This is a genomic window from Natrinema hispanicum (genome assembly GCF_004217335.1).
GTDB classification, from domain to species: Archaea; Halobacteriota; Halobacteria; order Halobacteriales; family Natrialbaceae; genus Natrinema; species Natrinema hispanicum.
Window position 1 is genome coordinate 221165 of sequence record NZ_SHMP01000004.1, and the last position, 20911, is coordinate 242075.

Annotated in this window: 15 protein-coding genes; 10 read left to right on the top strand and 5 right to left on the bottom strand. The window is 52.2% G+C overall.

Annotated elements, in window-relative coordinates; all coding sequences use genetic code 11:
- Positions 1 to 47: 47 nt before the first annotated feature.
- Genes BDK88_RS08110 through BDK88_RS08120 form a run of 3 tightly spaced genes read right to left on the bottom strand, consistent with a single transcriptional unit; the run spans position 48 to position 2120 of the window.
- A complete protein-coding gene (locus BDK88_RS08110) occupies positions 48 to 884 on the bottom strand; it encodes a hypothetical protein (RefSeq protein WP_130499999.1) in 837 nt (278 codons plus the stop codon).
- Complete coding sequence (locus BDK88_RS08115; RefSeq protein ID WP_207225258.1) at positions 877 to 1140, bottom strand: hypothetical protein; 264 nt, start codon at positions 1138 to 1140, stop codon at positions 877 to 879. The genes BDK88_RS08110 and BDK88_RS08115 overlap by 8 nt, the downstream gene beginning before the upstream one ends.
- Positions 1137 to 2120 (bottom strand): hypothetical protein, encoded by a 984-nt coding sequence (locus tag BDK88_RS08120; protein WP_130500000.1) that lies wholly within the window; start codon positions 2118 to 2120, stop codon positions 1137 to 1139. Before BDK88_RS08120 ends, BDK88_RS08115 begins: the two co-directional genes overlap by 4 nt.
- Positions 2121 to 3146: 1026 nt before the next feature.
- On the opposite strand from BDK88_RS08120, the gene BDK88_RS08135 reads away from it, so the two are divergent.
- Positions 3147 to 7034: an Eco57I restriction-modification methylase domain-containing protein gene (locus BDK88_RS08135; RefSeq protein ID WP_130500003.1), complete on the top strand. Its 3888-nt coding sequence runs from the start codon at positions 3147 to 3149 to the stop codon at positions 7032 to 7034.
- 5 nt (positions 7035 to 7039) lie between these two features.
- On the opposite strand, the gene BDK88_RS08140 is transcribed toward BDK88_RS08135, so the two are convergent.
- The gene (locus tag BDK88_RS08140; protein WP_130500004.1) at positions 7040 to 7582 is read right to left on the bottom strand and encodes a TATA-box-binding protein; all 543 of its coding nucleotides are present in this window, start codon (positions 7580 to 7582) and stop codon (positions 7040 to 7042) included.
- A 159-nt stretch (positions 7583 to 7741) separates the two neighbouring features.
- Between BDK88_RS08140 and BDK88_RS08145 the strand changes: the two genes are divergently transcribed.
- Positions 7742 to 11248, top strand: coding sequence for a helicase-related protein (locus BDK88_RS08145; RefSeq protein ID WP_130500005.1), 3507 nt, complete (start codon positions 7742 to 7744; stop codon positions 11246 to 11248).
- A gap of 51 nt (positions 11249 to 11299) precedes the next feature.
- Complete coding sequence (locus BDK88_RS08150; protein WP_130500006.1) at positions 11300 to 11650, top strand: hypothetical protein; 351 nt, start codon at positions 11300 to 11302, stop codon at positions 11648 to 11650.
- A gap of 294 nt (positions 11651 to 11944) precedes the next feature.
- Here BDK88_RS08150 and BDK88_RS08155 read toward each other — a convergent pair whose 3' ends face one another.
- Positions 11945 to 13387, bottom strand: a complete 1443-nt coding sequence (locus BDK88_RS08155; RefSeq protein ID WP_130500007.1) for an ATP-binding protein — start codon at positions 13385 to 13387, stop codon at positions 11945 to 11947.
- A gap of 364 nt (positions 13388 to 13751) precedes the next feature.
- Here BDK88_RS08155 and BDK88_RS08160 point away from each other — a divergent pair, with 364 nt between their 5' ends.
- The 7 genes from BDK88_RS08160 (at position 13752) to BDK88_RS08195 (ending at position 20902) form a co-directional block, all read left to right on the top strand.
- Positions 13752 to 14003 (top strand): hypothetical protein, encoded by a 252-nt coding sequence (locus BDK88_RS08160; RefSeq protein ID WP_130500008.1) that lies wholly within the window; start codon positions 13752 to 13754, stop codon positions 14001 to 14003.
- 525 nt (positions 14004 to 14528) lie between these two features.
- Complete coding sequence (locus BDK88_RS08170) at positions 14529 to 17003, top strand: GmrSD restriction endonuclease domain-containing protein (protein ID WP_130500009.1); 2475 nt, start codon at positions 14529 to 14531, stop codon at positions 17001 to 17003.
- 234 nt (positions 17004 to 17237) lie between these two features.
- Positions 17238 to 18224 carry an HNH endonuclease gene (locus tag BDK88_RS08175; protein ID WP_242611629.1) on the top strand — a complete coding sequence of 329 codons (987 nt, stop codon included), beginning with the start codon at positions 17238 to 17240 and terminating at the stop codon, positions 18222 to 18224.
- A gap of 297 nt (positions 18225 to 18521) precedes the next feature.
- Positions 18522 to 19214 (top strand): hypothetical protein, encoded by a 693-nt coding sequence (locus BDK88_RS08180; protein WP_130500010.1) that lies wholly within the window; start codon positions 18522 to 18524, stop codon positions 19212 to 19214.
- A gap of 141 nt (positions 19215 to 19355) precedes the next feature.
- The gene (locus BDK88_RS08185) at positions 19356 to 19850 is read left to right on the top strand and encodes a hypothetical protein (protein ID WP_130500011.1); all 495 of its coding nucleotides are present in this window, start codon (positions 19356 to 19358) and stop codon (positions 19848 to 19850) included.
- Positions 19851 to 19865: 15 nt separating this feature from the next.
- On the top strand, positions 19866 to 20306 hold the full coding sequence (locus BDK88_RS08190; RefSeq protein ID WP_130500012.1) for a hypothetical protein: 441 nt from the start codon (positions 19866 to 19868) through the stop codon (positions 20304 to 20306).
- A 14-nt stretch (positions 20307 to 20320) separates the two neighbouring features.
- A complete protein-coding gene (locus BDK88_RS08195; protein WP_130500013.1) occupies positions 20321 to 20902 on the top strand; it encodes a hypothetical protein in 582 nt (193 codons plus the stop codon).
- Positions 20903 to 20911: the final 9 nt, after the last annotated feature.

Here is a 20911-nt window from a genome sequence, read left to right on the forward strand (position 1 = left end):
GGCACACCGCCGTCGCACCGACACGACCCGACACGTCGCCGCGACGCCTACTCACGACGACCACCTCCCGACCCAGCAACGCCACGTCCAATCTGTGAGTTCGGCGCTGGGTCGAACTCTGTGGTGAACTCCTCGATGAACTGCAGCGCCGACGACCACGACCGCACCCGGCGAAGCTGCGCATCCAGCACGCGCCATAACCGCGACGCATCCACATCGAACGGGTGTTCCGGCAGCCGCGCCCACGTATCAGCGAACGACCTAGCCGGCACGTCACCAAGTCGCGCCGCCGGCCGCCCATCCGGGTTACCCGTTACATGCAGCGCGAACGTCGGCGTCGCCAACACCGTCCTGTGCGGTACGATCTCCGGCGCACAGTCACGAGGCGTCACCGCGAGGAACAGTTCGTCGAACTCGAACCCAGCTCGGTAATTATCGAGCAGCGCCGCCGCAAGCAACGTATGGTACTTCAACGACGTGTACGGGTAGTACGGCGACTCGCTGAACACCGCCGGCACATCACTCGACAACCACGCCGCGTGCAGTACTTCTGCATCATCACTCCCGACCAGCTCGTGTAACGCAGCATCGACATCGTCCACTGCCCCGGTCGTCGACGCGGCCTGTCCAGTCAGCAGCGACAAGCGGAACCACGACTGGTGTGCGTCCATCGTCTGCTCAGGCTCACCGCGCGGCCGACTCAACAACGCCGCGCCCGCATCCGCGCCTTGAGGAACCGGCTCGTTCACCCGGACACCACGGAACATCTCCTCCGCGTGCTCGTGCGACCGCGACCGCGCCTTATGCACATCATGCCGATACACTGCCACCATCGGATCCACACCCGACTCCGCAGCGTCACTCGACACAGACGCGTCACTCATCCCGATCACCCGGATCAGCATCGTGATCGTCAGCCGCCTCTTGTTCCGTTGCTGTTCGCAACTCTGTCGCCGGTGGTTGCAACTCATCCAACACACCCGACTCAGACTCTATCTCACCAGCCACCGCGTCCTCATCATCAACTTCTTGCGCCTCCAATTCAGTAGCCGTCCGCAATTCCGTTGCTGGCGGCTGCAACTCGTCGAGTCCATCACACGCGTCTTCACGCTCATCATCACCGCCATCAGGATCCGTCACGCCGACTCACCTCCCAACACTGCATCCGAATCATCGCCAGGCACCGGCACGTCCACATCACGAGCCGCCACACGCGCCTGCAACGCCGTCACGAACGCCGGGCGACACTCCGACGCCCACACCTCATCCTTCTCATCCATCGCCGACGTCGCCGCCTGCGCCCGGTTAAACACGCGCCGCACTTCCTGCTCGGTGTACAGTGGATTGATCACCCACACGTCAGCGATCCCAGCACCAAAATTCCGAGCACCCCCGAGCTGGAACGCAAACTCATCACTGTGCGCATCTAGGAACGACACTGCTTCCAGCAGTAGCCCGACGAACTCCGGCTTCAACTCGCGGAACGTCAACTTCCACGTCCCCTCAACGTTCCCGAGCACGTCTCGATCCGCCTGCCGAAGCGGCTTCCCGCCGTCCTCATCGTTCCGCGACCGGACCTGATTCGACACTTGCCGGTAATGCGCCTCCGCCTCACCATCAAGGACATCCACGTTCCGACGAATCGGAGAAAACGACACCGGACGACGCAGCAGTTTCCCCGGCTGATCACCGAACCCGCCGAACACGTCGTACACCACGCACCCGTCGTCGTGATCGTCGAGACAGGTACCTTTCTCATGGTACCCAGACTCCAAGTCCCGCTCGTACACGTTCGCACGCATGTAATCCGCATTCGACTCCCCCGGATGGCACGCCGTCGCGCCAGCAGCTTGGAGGACCTGTTCACAGCCATGGCGCAACCAGCCGCTCAACGTGAACGGCGAAATCTGCCCCTCGATCTGATTCATCGGATCATCCGCCTCGTACCGATCCGACGACGCATGGTGTCTATCCGTCACGATGCCGTCCCCAGGGGACAACAGATCGATTTCGAGTCCAACGTACACGTCCGGCAACAGCATCTCCTCAAGCGATCGCGGGAGGTTCAACTCGATGTCCAAATGCGACGCATCCAGCTCCGGCTTATCGCTCGACGTCATCGTCCCACCTCGTGCTCCGCGTTCAGAACGTCTGGTTTCACTTGGCCGTCAGCAGTCGCACACCACCGAATCGACTTCGTCGCCGCCGCGCTCACCCCAAGCACCTCAGGAGCAAGCAAAACCGGCCATGATGATTGTGTTGCTCCGTCAGAGCACCATCCAACACGGCCCTCGACGAGCAATTCGCGCACGCCGAGTGTGAACACCGACGAGTACTCGTCCCGATCGGCACCGCACAGGACGTGTCCGATCTGAAACACTACTTCGCCAGCCGGCCGAAAAACGTACGCTACAACCGTCTCGCCCTCACGAAGAAAAGAGCCGCACACCAAACATGTCGCGGCCCCTTCCCCGAGCGAAACACATTCTATTTGTGATATTTCTTCAGTTAGCTGGGCACCGACAGTCTCTTGATTTATCGGGTTTGATTCTTCCATGGGTTCTCACGTCCCGTGGGAAACCCAGTCCGAGTGTCCCTAGCACTCGGGCGTTTTCGCTGAATCCACGCCCTCCGGGACCAGGCTTCCACACCATCTCCTATATTGTGTAATGGTATAAACGTTCCCCATCTCCTTCGAAGGAGATGGGTAGTAACCCATCACCTACATAGGTGATGTCTACAAATCGATTACTGTGACGGGGAAAGATCGGGAAGAAGAATCTGGTAGATACACGACGAGCTACCCAGATTCCGATTTCATAAATGCCATCCAAACACTTGGTGGGATGGCGGGGACCTCTGAGATAGCCGAAAGCGTCGGCTGTACACGTCGGACAGCATACACGCGTCTCCAGTCACTTGAATCCGAAGATCAAGTTGCCAGTAGAAAAGTGGGAAACTCTCTACTTTGGAGTGTCTCCGACTAAGGCTGGCATTTTCCTCTCAGAGGAGACCTATTCAATTCTCACACTTGTCCCAAACTCAGTGAGGCGAGAGTCTCAAATCAACTTTTAAGACATGAGACTGAACATAGTGCTGTATGTCCATTTGCTTCGAAGAAAGCGCCCCCTCCAAATTCGATATCCATGACTGACGAGCAAACCAAAGAGATTCGGCGGCGTTTAGATGAGGAACTCTCCCTGGATGAGTTTGAACGCGATTACCGATCCACTGGGGAGGCAGCGACACAGTTCTTTCAGGACCTCTTCGTTCAGGTGCTCAACTTCGAAGAAACGACTTCGCCACTGGGTGACGCAACTTGGCAGGATATTCCTGTTCACGAGTGGCCGAACACAGCCCGGGCAAACGCTGCTCGGCTCTTCGCCAAATCGGGGAACTTCCGCGTCATCTACGTCGAACTGGAGAAGCTGACTCGGACAGCTGAACGGAACGCTGTCCAGAGCCTCACGCGGTCGGACAGAACAAGCGGATGGGCCATTGACGGCTCCTTCCTGACTGTATTTCACGCGCCGGACGAGGACATCTGGCACCTCGTCACTCCCTATGAGGAAGGCACGGACGACATCACTACTGGTCGCCCTGTGCTGCGCAGGTACACGCTCGGTGAAGGCGAGACCCACCGCACCGTTGCAAATGCGCTGTCGAGTATGGACGCTAGCAAGGGTCGGCTGGCAGAGCGCATCGACGAGGCGTTCCGAGTCAAGCCCGTTACCGAGGACTTCTACGAGAACTACAAGAACGCCTTCGACACGCTCAGTAAGGAACTTCGCCGGAAAGGTCTAGAGATCGAGGATGCAGACCGGTACGCGCATACGACGCTCAATCGGTTGATGTTCTTCTACTACCTCCAGAAGAAGGGCTGGATCGGTGACCGGAAGGACTTCGTCCGCTGGTTCCACGAGCAGTACGAGAAATCCGACGAGGAGGATGTATTCCACGAAAAGTGGCTCTCGGCGCTGTTCTTCGAGGGTATGAACAGCCCGAAAGGTGGAAATATCAACGTGGATCTTCCGTCCGATGTCAGGTCTGCCATTGCTGGACTCCCATATATGAACGGTGGGCTCTTCCAGCCGACTGAGGAGGACGAACGCGACACGTTCCTGTCTGACTCCGCGCTAAAGTCGGTGATCGAAGAGTTCCTCGAACAGTACAACTTCACGGTTACCGAGGAGAGCCCCTACGACATCGATGTCGCCGTCGATCCGGCGATGCTCGGGAAGATTTACGAGTCCCTGATTGCCGAGCAGGAACGCGGTGAGGCAGGCATCTTCTACACGCCTCGTGTCGAGGTTGATCTGATGTGTCGCATGGCTCTGTACGAGCAGTTCTGCGACCATGCCAATGATCTCGATGCTGAAGGGAAACAGCGGATTGTCGAGTTCATTTTCAGCGAGCCACAGGACTGGGACGCAGAGAGTGCCGGTGAAACAGAGCAACTGGAGAACATCCTCCACAAACTGCGTATCGTTGATCCCGCCTGTGGTAGTGGTGCGTTCCTGGTGGGAATGAAGCAAGTGGTCACCGAACTGTACCGGAAGCTCGGTACGACCCCGGACTATCACCTCAAAGAGCAGATAATCAACGAGAACCTGTACGGCGTCGATATCAAAGACTGGGCGGTCCGGGTTGCTGAGTTCCGGCTTTGGCTTTCGCTCGTTGAGGGCGAGGAGCAACTCCCAGACCAGCGCCCAGTGCTACCGAATTTCTCCTTCAAGCTCAAGGTTGGTGACAGCCTGATTCAGAAGCTCGATGGAGAATTCGTTTCACTGGATACGCTCACGCGAACGCTCGATGGAGATACTGCTGGCCTCCTCACGGAACTGAAAGAGCTGAAGCGTGAACACTTCGAAGGTGAGACTGACCGAACTCAAGAGATCGAAGAGAAGCAGGTGGAACTCCTCAAAAACCATGTCGACGGTCTCATCGACAATCTCTCAAAGGACGGTTCTCAACAGACTCTCTTCGGAGACACAAAGGACGACCAAATCGATGACGACGTCCAAGAGCGTATCGAAGAGCTCAAAGAAACTCGTGACGCGATTGATGAGGCTGGGGCGGCTGGGTTCTTCATGTGGGACATCGACTTCTCCGACGTGATGGTCGAGGGTGGATTCGACATTGTCATAGGAAATCCACCATACGTCCGTCAGGAAGACATCATTGACCAAGGAATTCATCCAGAACGTCTTGATGAGATGGATGGTGGAGAGGTCAAGAAGTTGAAAAAGGAATACAAGAATGACCTCGTCCAGTATGTCGAGGAAACATTTGACATCAGCGCTTACAAGCGAAGCGACATTTATGTCTATTTCTATTTCAAAGGTCTGGAAGTTCTCCGAGAGAATGGAACACTCTCATACATCACCTCTAATTCCTGGCTTGACATCGGGTACGGAAAGCGCCTTCAACAGGCTCTATTAGAGAAAGCAAGTCTCTCGACGGTGATGGGAAATATCAGCGAGAAAGCATTCGAAGATGCTGACGTAAATGCCTACATCACGATGGCAAATAAGAGCCAGAATGGCATTCTTGCTGGTGAGACAAAGTTCACGAGAATCAATTGTCCCTATGTGGACCTCAATTACGCGTCTGCCTTCAAGTCGATCTTCACTACGAACGAAGCAGATACTGAAGAGTTACTGTTCAATGAAGAGCCAGCAAGGGTCTATGAAGAGGGAGATATCCGAACACTCACGTTTTCCCATGCAGGCCTGTGGCGACTCGGGGGTGGTTCTACCCGAGATCTAGATGACGATTCTGGGCCTGTTTATTCGGAAGAATCCGGTTTTGGGCCAACCAAAGTTATAGCAAACCACGATCTATCTCAAAATCTTCAACTACCGACCGGTTCCTATAGCATGGGTCTATGGGGACGGTTTGTTGATGCGCCAACTCTCTACTTTGAAATCTGGCGGGACGCTGGCGATCAGTTCACGACCATCCGCGATCTCACAGACGATGGGGGCGATCTAACTCGCGGAGTCACGAGTGGTGCGAACAAGTATTTCTTTGTTCCACGACCCGGAGAGGACAACAAGTACTTTACAGCAGACTATAACGGTGATACCGGGGAGCTTGTTCTCACGCACAAGGACAGTAATCGAACAGCTCGGATTGAGCCAGAATACTGGATGCGGCCGCTAAAAGAGATTCCGGAGGACTACCAGGACCAGTTTGATTGCCGTTATGAAACAGATGATGGGACTGAGATGGTCCCCAATCTCGTGCTAGTAAAGAATCGAGAAATCAAAACTAGCCCGATTGAGCCAGCCCACCTGAGTAGTGTTTGGATTCGGATTGACGATGACAAAGCAACGCTTGAGCAAGACGGAAGGAATGCGCTAGACTACGTTGAGCTTGGAGAGGCCGAAATCTGGGGGCGGGATTCTGACAAGAGTCTCTCCTCCCGGACTACATTCAATAGTCGAGATCCGTGGTATATGCAGCCCACCGTGTCCGACCCCTATATCCTACTAACTCGCTACGTGAACGCAAAGTACCAGTTCCATTTCAATCCGTGTGCATTCCCAGTAGCAGATAACTTCTACTATCTCTCCACCTCTGAGGAGTTCGATCCAGCCTACCTTGCCGGTTACCTCAACTCGACGCTTGGCTGGTTTATGGCTGAAATTTCGAGTCGAAGCTGGACCAACGCTCTCAAATTCGATAAGACGGAGTTCATGGAACTTCCAGTCGTGGACGCCAAGGAACAAACACAGTCTACTGCCGGTGAGGCCGTTGAGAATCTAATGGAGCGCGATCTTGAGGACGTCTTTGTAGAGTTAGGTGGGTACAACCCAAGTGACGTGACGATTGAGAGTGTGAAGGAGGATCGAGTTGATCTCGACACCCCCATCTTTAATGAGTTAGATCTTACCGACAAGCAGCGGGAACGTCTCTACAAAGAGATGGTGACTCTTGTCCGAGATCGACTTATGCGACAGCCCGATGAGAATCCATCGTTGTGTGAGACAATCACTGAACACAACTCGCAATACGACTACTCCCGCTGATCGGTTTAGAAACTATTTTCGAGAATATCGCGCAAGGATTGGAGGACTGAACAAGCGACTTCTTGTTTGGCTGTACCGACAACTAACACCTTTCCGCTTGAGAAAATCAGAAGAGTTGCCTCATACTCCGGGGATCGGTATACAAGTCCCGGAAATTGTTCAGGCTCATACTCTGTGTACTCTAAACCAAGACGAACAGCGAGTGTTTCCAGCTCCAATCCTTGGTTCACTTCATCCATAAAAACAGCCGTCTTCTCCTCAAATTCAACGTCACCAGTCTCAAAGCCGATGTCATCAAATATTTGGAGCAGTTGGTTCACTGCCTCGGTCAATTCTTCGTGTCCTAGTGCTCCACGAATTTGAAACGACCCAGTCCGATAAATACTGAAGGCGGGACTATTCTCCCCGAATTTTACGGTTACAATCCCTGTGCTTTGAAAATTTACGTCTAGACTCTCCCCGACTTCATTTCTAATCTCATCAACAAGAGTTTCCAAGTCTATCTCCTTGCCTAAGGAGCCACTTCCCATTATACTTACAATCTTCATTACTTTTGAATCCTACTGGCTAAGACAAATGCTCGTCGTGCTACTATGAAACATTTTTGAGGTGGCTAGTTCCAGTGTAGTGTATGTCTCCGTCACTCTCACTCACAGTTTATGATACCAAGCGTATAAACGGTGCCTTCTCCCGAGAAATTCTGAACCATGAGTAACGACAATTCAATCGGGATCATCGACAACCGTCGCTACTCCCACCTTGATGAGGTCCTAAAGTCAGGGCTCGAAAGCCAGGGTGTTGACCGGATTCGAATTGCTGTCGGATACCTCTACATGAGCGGCTTGAAGCGACTCCGCCCGGAGCTGGATAAATTCCTTGACAACGGGGGGACACTCCAAGTTCTAATGGGGAATCCAGACCAGCAAGGGTTGGACGAACTCATAGAGGCTCACCAGAATCTCCGTCTCACCGGCACGAAATTCAAGCAGTCACAGAACGTCAAGTGGAGTGAGCGACCGGAAATTCGTGCCGAAACTGCGAACAATTACTCGAATCAACTGCTCTACGAAAACCCCACTGCGGAGAATCAGGCCTTCTTCACGAAGCTGATTGACTGGCTGGAACAGGGACGTATCCAGCCTAAGTTGTACCTTCAGGAGCGGTTCCACGCGAAGGCGTACCTCTTCGAGAAAGACGAAGGAGACATCTTTACGCCCAAGGATGTCGGCGTCGTCGGTTCGTCGAACCTCAGCCTCAGCGGCCTCCACAGCAATACGGAACTCAACGCGCCGGTCTACAACGAGAAAGTCACGCAACTGAAGGAGTGGTTCGATGACTTGTGGGACGACGCCGTTGAGTTTGACGCGGATCTGCTGGAAGCGTTCGAAGACTCCTGGGTCTCGAACAACCCCGGACACATCTCAACGGACGACGAACCACCTGCACTTCCGGGTGATTCACTCCCAGACGACACGACTGAGACACTCCGAGAGGTCAGCAGTGGTACTGGTCTCCCTGCACCGTATCTAGTGTACGCGAAGATTCTCTATGAGCTCTACAAGGAGACGCTGGAGACTGCTGAGGACTATCTTCAGTCATTTGACGTGTACGATGACCTCTACGAGTTCCAGAAGTGGGCAGTAAACCGTGGGATCAGAATCGCCAACAAGTACGATGGTGTCCTCGTTTCCGACGTCGTCGGGATGGGGAAGACGTTCGTCGGCCTCGGCCTCCTCGAACACTTCCATGCCCGAAATCGCCTCCGTGGCAACAAGGGGAAGATGCTGATCATCTCTCCGAAACATCTCAAGCCGATGTGGGAGCGGATGGTCAACAAGCAGTACAACTTCAACGCGGAGGTTATCAGTCTGGGGATGGTGTCGAAGGAGGATTTCCACGAGACGCTCTTGGAAGAGCACGACGACACGACGGTGTGTCTCGTAGATGAGGCGCATCACTTCCGGAATGATGATACGCATCGTTACGACAATCTGCAGTCGTTCCTTCCGACGGTTAATCAGACGATTCTCCTGACTGCGACGCCGTATACGAAGAGCGCGTGGGACGTCTACAATCAGATCAAGTTGTTCCACATCGAGGATATCACGCCGATTCCGATTACGCCGCCGAACCTCTATGACTTCACGCAAATGGCAGAGAACGATGAGACGGATCTCTCAAACCTTCTGAGCCACGTGATGGTGCGTCGGACTCGCCAGGACATCATCGACCAATATGGTGAGGAGGATGAGGATGGCCGGCTCTACCTCCAGATGGCTGGTGAATGTCGGTACCTCCCAGATCGGCACTTACAGACGGTGGATTACAATCTGCACGAAACGTATTCGACGGCTGACGGCGTCAATAATTCACTCTATGACGCGATTGTGGAGACGTTAGAGGACCTCACGTTCGCTCGGTACTCGCTAGGTCAAGAGGAGTACCTGAAAATAGAGTACGCGAATCAGGACCCGTATCAGAATCTCTCCTCGATGGGGAAGAGCATTCGTGGGTTGATGAAGTCCAACCTTCTGAAACGGTTGGAAAGCAGTGTTCACGCCTTCTACACATCGCTCACCCGGATGCTTCGGAGTTACCGGATGTTCCGGGATCTCCTCGACGAAGGAACGGTTGCTGTCGGGAGCGATGTATCTGAACTCATCAACAGTGGAGAGCAGATCGACTACATCCTTGATGAGATCGACGAAATGGTCGAGGAGGGGGAGTATGCGGCGTATCAAACGGAGGCCTTCCATCTTGATGAGCTGAAACGCGATCTTGAGACTGATATCCAACTCCTGGCAGATCTACAAGCCACGCTGGAACCGTTCCATCAGGACATCCAGCATGACTACACGATGGATGATAAGGTCGAACAGCTTCGGCAGCTTCTCGGGAATCTCCGTGTGGGATCCCATGATCTTCTTCAGCGCGGCGACCGTGCTGAGAAGTTGATCGTCTTCACGCAGTTTACTGACACGGTGGAGTATCTGGAAGCTGCGTTTGAGCAGTTCCAAGATCGGGGACTACTCTCCGATGACGTTCGGTTTGCCAGTGCCACAAGTGACACTTCGAACGTGGAGAGTATCATCCAACGCTTCGCTCCTGAGGCAAATGATGCACGGGACGAAATCGACCCGAGTGACGAGATAGATGTCCTATTTGCGACCGACGTGGCAGGGGAGGGGGTCAATCTTCAGGATGCGAATTTAGTCATCAACTACGACCTGCACTGGAATCCCCTGCGTCTAATTCAGCGAATCGGTCGTGTTGACCGCCTCGGAAGTGGGCACGACGACATCTACGCGCTCAACTTCCTACCGGAAACGGAACTTGAAGAGGAACTCGGTATCGTTGACCGCGTCGAGTCACGTGTCCAAGAGATCAGTAGTGTTCTCGGTGAAGACGGGGAGATACTGAGTCCGGAAGATAACGTGAACCGGTCGTACATGGAGGATATCTACGCTGAAGAGGATATCGAGAAAGTCGAAGATGACGTGAATGAGATCATTGGGAGCGACGATCTTATTGGTCCAGCAAGTAGTCTTCAGGACCTCAAACAGAAGTCTCCGGATCTACTCGACTGGTTGGATGACCGCGACGGAATTCGAAGTGCGATGGAGTGGGATCGAGAGTACGACGGCATCGTCATTGTCTATCGGCAAGGAGACTACACGACCCCGTACCTCGTTACGTTCCCAAGCGAGGGGGGACAGGATCTCGCCTCACAAGAGAAGGACACCATCGTCGAAACCATCACGTGCCCTGTTGATGAACCAGTTGCGTCCGTTGACGCAGAGACATTCGATAGTCGATACGAACGTGCTGTACAGGTGGCGCGGACAGAGTTCGGCGATGACATGGGCAAGCGCCGTCAGTTCCAGCGAGAGGCCCGACAAGGAGCGAGTATCGACCGAGACTATGTGATTGACGAACTTGGGGAGGTCGCATCGTCCGTAGAAAATACCGATCAACAACAGACACTGGCACAGTTCCAAGACATCGTTGAGACCGTGTCGGCAGATCAGATCCTCGATGAGTTCAGAGACCTCCGTAACGAGGAAGTCACGGGTGAAGAGCTGGTGACGGCTGTCCGGGAGGTCATCTCTCGATACAATCTGAAAGAAAAATACGAAGAGCGGCAAGAATGGGCGGAGGAGCAGGAAGAGCCTCCGCATGTCGTCGCGGGGATGTACTTGAAGGGACAGGAGTAAGCAGGCAGGAGCGCGCTGAACTTCAAATATCATCACGCGCAATTCGGAGGTGTGACTCAGTTGGAACAGCTTCCCACGACAGACTCTGGGCACGTTGTGAAACGTCATGCAACCGACTGGTTGGAAGGCCTCGACGAAGCCACTGAACAGAAAATTCGAGAATCAGTAGTCGCAAAGCCCAACGGTTTCTCTGGGAGTAAATACGCAACCGAGATTTCCGACATCCGCGTCACGGGCTCACCCGAGTTTGTGGAGGCAGTCGGAAGTCTATTCAAACCGCTCTTGCAGTTTGAAGGGGAAGAAACAAGATTAGAGATCAACCTTCAGCGAACCGAAGACCGGGACATGGGGGAACTGACCGATAACTACGCGCTTTATTTGTCTGTAGCCGAACGAGGGTAGGAGACAGTATTTTCGTTAGATTGGTGGCTCTGTTGACACTCTCTATTATTTATATGAAGAATAGCCTCTTTTCCGGTTGTGTTCGTAGATCTTCTCAGAATCTAGTGCATTCGAAACTCGCAAAACATAGAAATGGTTTCAACAAAGTCATTTCAGTAATTTCTAAAACGAACCGCACCGCAATCGTTCGCCACCTACGCAGATCACGACCGCAGAACAGCGCCGCTGCTCACGACTCAGCGTTTACGAGGAGGATCCACCGTGTCAGTTAATCAGGTTGGGTCTGTAGCGGTGCTATTCGTCCGGTTCTGGTTCCTGTTGTTCTCCGGGGAACACAGGATTGTTGTCCGCCTGTCCAGCCGCTTCGATCAATTCGGCACTGACAGCCCCAGCGATGTCTGCCAGCATCTCTCTGTGGAGTAGCTCGCCTCCATGCGCGAACGCAACAATGTCTAACAGACTGCAAAGAAACGATTGTGTGTCGTAGGTTAAAATATCTCTGTGAACGATAATCAACTCATCGTCGTGTTCGCAGGTTACCATCCTTGATGAATCGGTTGTCCGCAGCGACTCCGAAACTTTTGCTTCCCACCCCTCACCCGGCAATGCAACCCACGAGAACACATCGTGCCGCAACTCCCACATCTCCAATTCCTCGTCCGTAAGATCGTCCTCGTCGACAAACTCGTAGCTGAACGATTCTCTGAACTCCTCACGATATTCTTCAGTTCCACGAATTTGGTCGCCGTTGACGTCAGTGGTGTCCTCGATGTCCGGCTTAATTCGGTCCGGGATAGTAACGATCTCATAGCCGTCTGAGCGAGCATTGTCGAACAAGTTTTGACTGCGATTCTGCTCATCGTGTGTCGCCACCACGACGTCCCGTTCCGCGTTCAGGATCTTGACCGCGTGGACCTGCACCGGCTTCCAGTCTAACTCGTCGTGCGTCTCCCCAGTCACGAACTCGTTCAGATCATCGACTAATCGGGATGCCACGGTCTCCGACTCACAGGCTTGCAGGATTTTCTTCACTCGCGTTGAGTACGCTGTCCGCCCCACGTTTGACCGCTCACGATTCAGCGCGTCGTTGATTTTCTTCGTCGTGTTCGTGATATCGTAGCTAAACAGGAAATTCGGCTCTGAAGCCACACGAAGCCCGCTCACGAACACTGACGCACCCTCATTCTCAGGAACTTCGTACACATCACCGAATCGGGTCTGTTCCAGTAATTCTGCGTCAGTGTAATCAATGAAGTTCTGCTTTGCCGCCTCAATATCCTCGTCCGTGATCCCGTCCAGTATGACCTCTGTGCCTTTGATGTCTTTCTCCGGCGGGTGGATCTCCACATGAAGAGTCTCGATTTCTTCGAATCCGTGTTTCGGGGCCTCCTTTACCGTGAACGTGTTGTGTGGTGAATAAATCGTAATGTCGATCCCATGCCGGTGACAAGTTGCAATTGCGTCCTTGATCCCGACACCGAACTTCCCGATTACCTTGTCAGGGTTGTTTAGCTTCTCTTCGTCTTCGGCCTGGGTGAGATGCTCGTACCGGAATCCGCGTCCATAATCCCGGATATGCCACATGCCGTCGTCGCTATAGATATCAGGATCATCCGTGTCCGTGAGGGCAGCCTCGTCCAGGGCGTTCGCAATGATTTCGCGTGCTGCGTCTGCTGGCCCCCACGCCTCTAGAACTTCCTCCATATTCAAGTCAAATTCTCGTGTTGACGTTGACATACAGATCTGGTTGCTATACAGTCAAATAATACTGATTATAGGCACGTACGTCTGAATCGTATTGTTCTGAAACGGCTTTATTGAATCTCTCTTCATATCTGGCGATTTGCTGGAAGTCAGTTTCTCACAGGATTCGCAAAACCTCGCGTGAAGAGCCGCTCTTCTGCATATCAACGCTAGAGGATTTCAACAAAGCCAGAATTGTCGTTCTGATTGATTGGTCAGCCGTACCAGGACCATGACGTGTTCGTGACAGAACTCTCAATCTCTGATGCGGGGGTGACAACAACACGGCATCCGGTATGACTACGAGCGTTCGTGGATACCCAAGTCCTGATAACAATCACTGCCGTCTCATCTGATAATGCAGTGCTTCTCCAAGGGAGACCGCGTCCGAATCGATATTCCTGATGAGACAGATCCCGATCATCAGAAGTATCACGGGGAACACGGACAGGTCGTTGCAGTGCTGAGTGATGATGCGGATTCGGTCACTGCTGACGAGCGAGATGCTCAGCTCTACCGGGTTGTTTTTGATTCAGGTGAGACAGCCGATTTCCGGTGGCGTGACTTGCGGCCACCAATCGAACCAATCGACGACTCCTCACAAGCATAGTCCCAGGCAGCTCACGTCCAGCTTCGGAGTTGATCTCTCCCGGGGAAGGATCATCATCCAGCTCTGTTACGGTTTCTACATGCCAACTGATCGGCTCCGTAGTATTGTCCCGATGTTCGGTGGTGGGACGCGGTATGTTGAGATGTTGGATGCGGTTCTTGAGTTCGTGGAGGTGCATCATCCGACGACGGATGAGTTTGTTGGGTGGCATCGTGGGTCGTTTTTGAACGTGTCGAGTCGGGAGTCGATTATGCGGCGGGTGGGTTATTTACAGTAGGTTGGCTTTCTTCAGCAGGTAGAACCGACCCCTTCGGCGGATGTGCCTGGATATATCCGTAGTGGCAATGAAAATTACGGCGAGTACGACGCGTTTGATCTGTTTGTATTCGCCAAATGATCACGAATTAATGCGGGAAGTGGCGCGAGGATATCGACAGTCATGTTTCATTCTAGTGTATTCACACCACCTTCACTTTACAAAACAGAATAATTAAACAGCTGCCAACATCAGTAATATTCATCAATATGACTAACACGTCAAATATCGCTTCCTCTCGGGTGATTGCATATTTAGACGAATCAGCAGGCGGATCCGATGACCTACGGTTTGATAGTGAAATCCCATTTGGGAACCTCTCTGCCTTTGGTGAATCAATCAAGGATAAAATGGAGATTGATCGGAAGGATTTACATGAAGTTTTACTTGATAACCATTTTGTCATTCCGCCGTATCAACGGCTCTATTCATGGAAACACAAACAACTCAAGGAATTCTGGGAAGTGATTACTGATTTCGTTCATATGCCGGCAGAACAGTCTGGGGAGCAAGTCTTTGGATTGTACTTTGGTAGTATCTATATCGCCGAAGATGGGAGCGGATCACGGCTTGAAATCATCGATGGACAACAGAGACTGACAACCACCTCCATATTCCTGTTCGCGCTTAAACAAAAGCTGGAAGAACGAACGGATGATCTATATCCGGATTTAGCCTCATTCGTCAATAGTACACTCGACCAACTGAAGGACGTACTGTATGATACTGGGGAATTTACAGCCACAACAACATCAATTCGACTCAATAAACACGACACTGACTTCTATAACAAATTCCTCTTACAACCGGCTCGTCGGCAGGAGTATCTTGAAGACAGACAAGAGAAGGACCGGGGCAGATACGATGCGCGTTTCAAAGAGGCTATTCAGGTGGGTGAACTGATTAATAGAATTGGAGATTCGTCTCTCAAAAGTGAATTTGAAGACGCTGAGCAGAATGAGTATATTTATTTCGCCGAATCGCACAAGCGGCTCATACACGCCTACAATTTCTTTGATAATCATCTCGATGCCCTTCTAGAAGAGATTGATGACCAGGAACGACAGGTTATCCTATTAATTAATCTCAAAAATTACGTGCTCCGGTCATTTGTGGTCTCACTTTGTTCAATTGAGTCAGAAGAGGCGACACTCCGGATGAATATTTTCGAGTCGCTCAATGACAAGGGTCTAGATTTAGCCGAAATAGACCTGATTCGAGCGCGAATTCTCAATCGGTTTGCTGGGGAAGCTGATGCTGATAAGTACACTGAGATCTGGGAAGACGTAATCAAGTCCTTCGGCGCTGATAGCCGGGAGATCAAGCGGTTCCTGACGTATTTTATTGCTGCTACTGATGAGTCCATCTCGAAACTCTCTGATGTAAACAAAGCACTGCTTGACGTCTTCCGGACGAAAGAGGGTGAATCTGGCGCGGACCCACGGATGGAGACCGCTGATGAAGCGAGAGAGCTTTTGACGGAAATTGGGACATTCAAACAGTACTATTTAGATATCAAACGTGGCGAACTCACGAGTGCGCAATCAGATATCAGTGACATCAAGCGAGAATGTGAAGAGATACTTGCTCGGTTAGATGGTCTTCGAACGATTCAGTGGCGTCCACTCGTTACATATGTCTACCAGTCTGTGGACCAATCACCAGGTGGGGACCAGCTATTGCTCAAAGTCATGCGAGCGGTCGAGAATATTAGCTTCCGACGGGTGTTCGTTGAGACACCAGCAAATACCGTTGAGCCACTATATGTCAAGGCAACACATGAATTTCGGCGGCTTGAAGGCGAGGATGAATTTACTGCTTCGGATTTAGAGAACTTCATGGTCCGAGAGGCCCGCGAAGCGGCACCACAAATGTTTGGATCGGGATTCGTAACAACGCTTGTACAAAAAACTGAGTGGGGGAATAAGAATCTCAAGAATTTGCTTTGGAAACTCTCCTCAGAGATGCACTACGAGCAAAGTGGTGCATCTTCAATCTCTGTTGAGCTGAATTTAGATAGTATCCATTTAGAGCATGTTCTCCCGGTGAATATGCTTCGTGAGGACGCCCATGACCCATATGCGTGGCTAAAATCATTCTTCAAAACCAACGACGTTGACACTCAGATTGCGAATCAAGTTGCAGAGCTTGAACAGCTAGACGCTGTCAATCTGAATGATGATAGTCAGGCTGCGCAACGAGCGGAAGATATCATTTCCGGCATTCGAGACCGATTTGTCCGCGATTTAGGGAATGTGATTCTCCTCCGCGAAGACATCAACAAGTCAATTCAAAATCGTCTCTTCTCCCGAAAACTCTACCGTTACTTGGATGATGATTTCCGTGAAATTGGAGCCAATGAATATCTTACTGAAAATGGTGATCTGGACAGAAGTAAGCTTGATGAGCTCCAGTCGTCCGAGATTGACTTTACGATTGATGAATCTAACGAAGCTAACCTCAGCGAGATTGAAAAGTATTTCAACTATTATTGGAATTATCAAAATTCTGCTTCCCGGAAGGCCGACCTCATCGAAGACACGTTAGATTCACTCACATTCTCGACACAACCCGATGAATTCGAAACTGCTAAAAACGATATCGAAGATCTCGTGAAACGAGATATGCGGAACCGGTTAGAAGACCGGCGGCTTGGCGGGCTGCAATCCCAAGTCACAGACTAATTGTCCAAAATGACCCGTCACAGGGTGATATCGCTGCCAGATCGGTTCAGTAACCGGTTAGCATCGATCTACATTGAAATCGATGGCAAAGAGATTCAACAGAACTCGCTGGCGAAACCTGCGGCCACCGATTGACGTGCCTCCAAAGTTGTAACCAACGTCCGTTCCCCGACAACATCCTACTGTTGATTTAATGGGGAAAGGATCATCATCTGCTACTGTCACTGTTTCTGTATGGCTCCGGATCGGCTGCGCAGCATTGTCCCCATGTTTGGCGGTGGGACACGTTACGTTGAGACGTTGGATGCGGTGCTTGAGTTCGTGGAGGCGCATCACCCGTCGACGGATGGGCTCGTGGGGTGGCATCGCGGGTCGTTTGCGAACGTGTCGAGCCGGGAGTCGATTATGCGTCGAGTCAGCTATTTACAGCAGGTCGGTTTCCTCCAACAAGTAGACGAGCGGTGGGTGCTGGGGGATGCTGGCAGGGAGTACGTTGAGCAGGGTGATGTGGCGACGTTGCTTCGCATCATGTGTGATCGGAACGTCGGGTTGCGGAGTCTCCTGTATGCGTTGTCTGCGGGGCCGATGACGCTCGCGGAAGTGAGTGAGCAGCAGTTGGACACGCATCCGGAGTTAGGGTGGAGTCGTGGCCAGACGGATATGGCGAGACAGCGCGTGAATTGGTTGCGGAGTATGGGTCTCGTCAAGGAGCGAGGTGACGCGTACGTGTTGACGGACGAGGGTCGATTGTTCGTCGAGAACGCTGTTGCAGAGTGGAGTGACTCTGACTGGACGCCGGCGACGAGTGACGACGGGATGAGTGCTGGGACGTACGCGACGACGGTCCACGCTCGTGCGGTTGATCCTGAGTTCCGTGCGACGGTGATTTCACGGCACGACCGCGAGTGCCCAATCTCGGGTGTTGATCACCCTGGGCTTCTGGACGTGGCGCACGTGCTGTCGTGGAGTGACTACCCGGAGTACAGAGCGGACTTGGCGAACGTGCTGCCGTTGAGTAAGACACATCACGCTGCGTTCGACCGGGAACTGTTCACGATCGACCGGGATTACCGATTGCACGTGAATCCGTCCTTCGAGACGCAAAGCGAGTTATTGCAGCGAACGATTCTCGATCGAGACGGTGAGCGAGTCGCGCTTCCTGAAGAGAGCTTGAACCCGGAGTATCTCGAAAAGCATAACGCGGCGCTTGCGTGGGTGTGAGTGAGGCGTACAGGTGGAACAGCGAGGCTGTAGTTTATTCCGTCTCAGGGAAAGTGTTTATAAGAAACCTGGTTATATTACCGATTAAGCGACGCCCGAGATCACTCTCGCATCTGTAAACTGACGATGCATAAATATCTCTGGCAGACCTACGAGATACCCCAAACCCTGGTATCATAGAACTTTGCCGGCGCGGTGCCAGCGCGTCATCGGACGTCGCATGCTCGCTGTGCGGACAGCGGCCAGCATGTGATATCAATGACGCGAGAACACTCAGCGGAAGATGACGAGTGCACAGTGCAGGACAAGGACAGTCAGCAGTTCAAAACGGTAGAGGATAAAGCGAGAGAAGCGCTAACGCACGATGATCCCGTGAAGAGTTGTGCTGTTACCGTTCGCGCTCATAACCGGCACTACGACGCCGACAAGGGAGTGACGCACCATCTCATCAGGACTGAGGAAGAGTGGATGGCGATTCGAACGTGGGCAGAGGATGGCGGCGACACCGGGATCGCGGTCAACAGTCACGGCGAGACGCTGACGTTGGACGTGTTGGAGCTTAACCAAGACTGTGTTGCAGACCGGATCTGTAACGAAGGGCTTGACGCCATTGACAGTCACGACGCAGTCGCGCGACCCGTGGAACCGTTTACCGCACTTGTTCGGCACGCCGAGGATATCGCGGAAATCCTCGTGACGGAGTGGGAAACCGGGGCAGACCATGTCGTCAGAGAACGGCTATACGAAGGGATGGCCGGGTGGATTGGCCGCACCGCGTGGACCGCATATGAAGAGGAGGCCATGTACATTGAGGCAGAACGGGCAACAACGCAGTTCATCGAGAACCATGTCAGGTGCGAGGTAAGTGATGACGTGGAAGCGACCATCCAAGACATTTCTAAAACGGCGTTATATGACGCGGTCGCCGAACATCGCGGCCGTCAAACCCCGCACTTGGACTACGCAGCGGAGGTGACGCTCACAGACTAACTTTTGTTAGTGAACTGGGCTTCGGTGACAGCGTAGTGGTCTGGGATCGAATACATTCACGTCCCATGAGCGTGAGCTATTTATGTGAACTACGCTAACCTCTAACTTGATTCGATGTCATCGTCACGTGTCTCGGTCTCCATGAACACTATTCGCCCTCCCGACAACAACGAGTACACGCAGGCGGACTTCCAGATTGACGACTTGGAAATCGGTGTAAACAAGTTCGATGATCGGTATGACTGCTTCTGGCATACAGCCACTGGTATCAAGCTGTTCGACGAGGCCGTAACCAGACAGTTTGAGGCATCCGATACCACCGATGTAGAACCGTATCACCGCGAGAAAGGGCTGCTGGGTGATGGTATGACCTACGGCCAACTACAAGAGGAGTACTCGTTGGACGAACTGGAGAGACTAAAGTTCAAACTCAACTCGTTTGACGTAACTTGGGAGGAAGAGTGCGATCCGGTAAACGAAGCTTCAGACCTCCTCCCTAACGTGATCGTGGTCAACAGCCGTGAATTTGATCCCGGACCTGTTTGCAACCTCTACGAGCACACCGAAGGCACACGACGGCACGAAGAGACAGTCGCCCCATTACTTGAAGAGGTAGAGGACTACATCTTAGAATAATCACCAATCTGGAGAATGGTGTCCTCAGATTCAATCATCGATGACCTCTCTTCCAGCACTAAACAGCTTGACTGTTGCGACTGGGATAAAAACACCAAGTTCGAAGTAACCGCGGTCATCGACTGTCCTACCAACGACTGCGAAATCACCTCTAATGAGGACGCCGATCTTGAAATCGAAATCTGGAACAAGAGAGACTACCCACAATTCCTCTTCATCGATGTCAACAACACTTCTGACTCCAACCTGCCAAAATCTGAAGAAACATGTGAGCACATCGGTTCAGGGAATACGAGAACGTTCAATTTCACTGTCGAACACAACACCAACAGTACCCCTGTCACCGAGACCTTGACAGTGAACTTGGAGTACGTTGACAAACAAAATAGCTGCAACAACGATAATAAACACCGATCACCGAACTTCGATGTGAACCCAAAATTGGAACTCTGCTAATCCCTCCTCTTGGAATGGTTGACTGGCTTCTACTCATGAATATTGTCCCTTTCTTAGCCATAATATTCATCGAATACTTCTCCCAGTCTATTCCCTCCTATTACGAAGACATCTTCAGAAATCATTTTGACTCATCTGAGTACGTTTCAGGGGACTGGCAAACCACCCTAGAACAGACTGGTATTGAAACAGATATCGAAAATGTCGCGGGTGAACTCGAAGAGGAGGCAGACACCATGCCTGACAAAATCCGGCCAGATACCCGTGATTACCTGACCTACGCCACTGACCGAATTCAGACCAGAACCAACCTCGCAATAACCGCAATATCTGTTATTATCATAATCACCCTTCGACTCATCTCGCTCAATAACCCCTCAGAACTGGTTGTGGATACACTGGCATTTCTTCTGGCTGGGATCGGCATAGCCTCAATTATCGCGGGAGTGTTTTTAGAACGGAGATTCCAAGAAATAGATCCGCACGAATACTCAAGGACAAATTGGAGAGGCAGCATCTTTTCAATCGGCACAGCTTACGTTATCGGAATAAACCTAGCGGCCGTCATAGTGATTGCAGCAGTTGCATTCCTTTAGCCTTGGAAA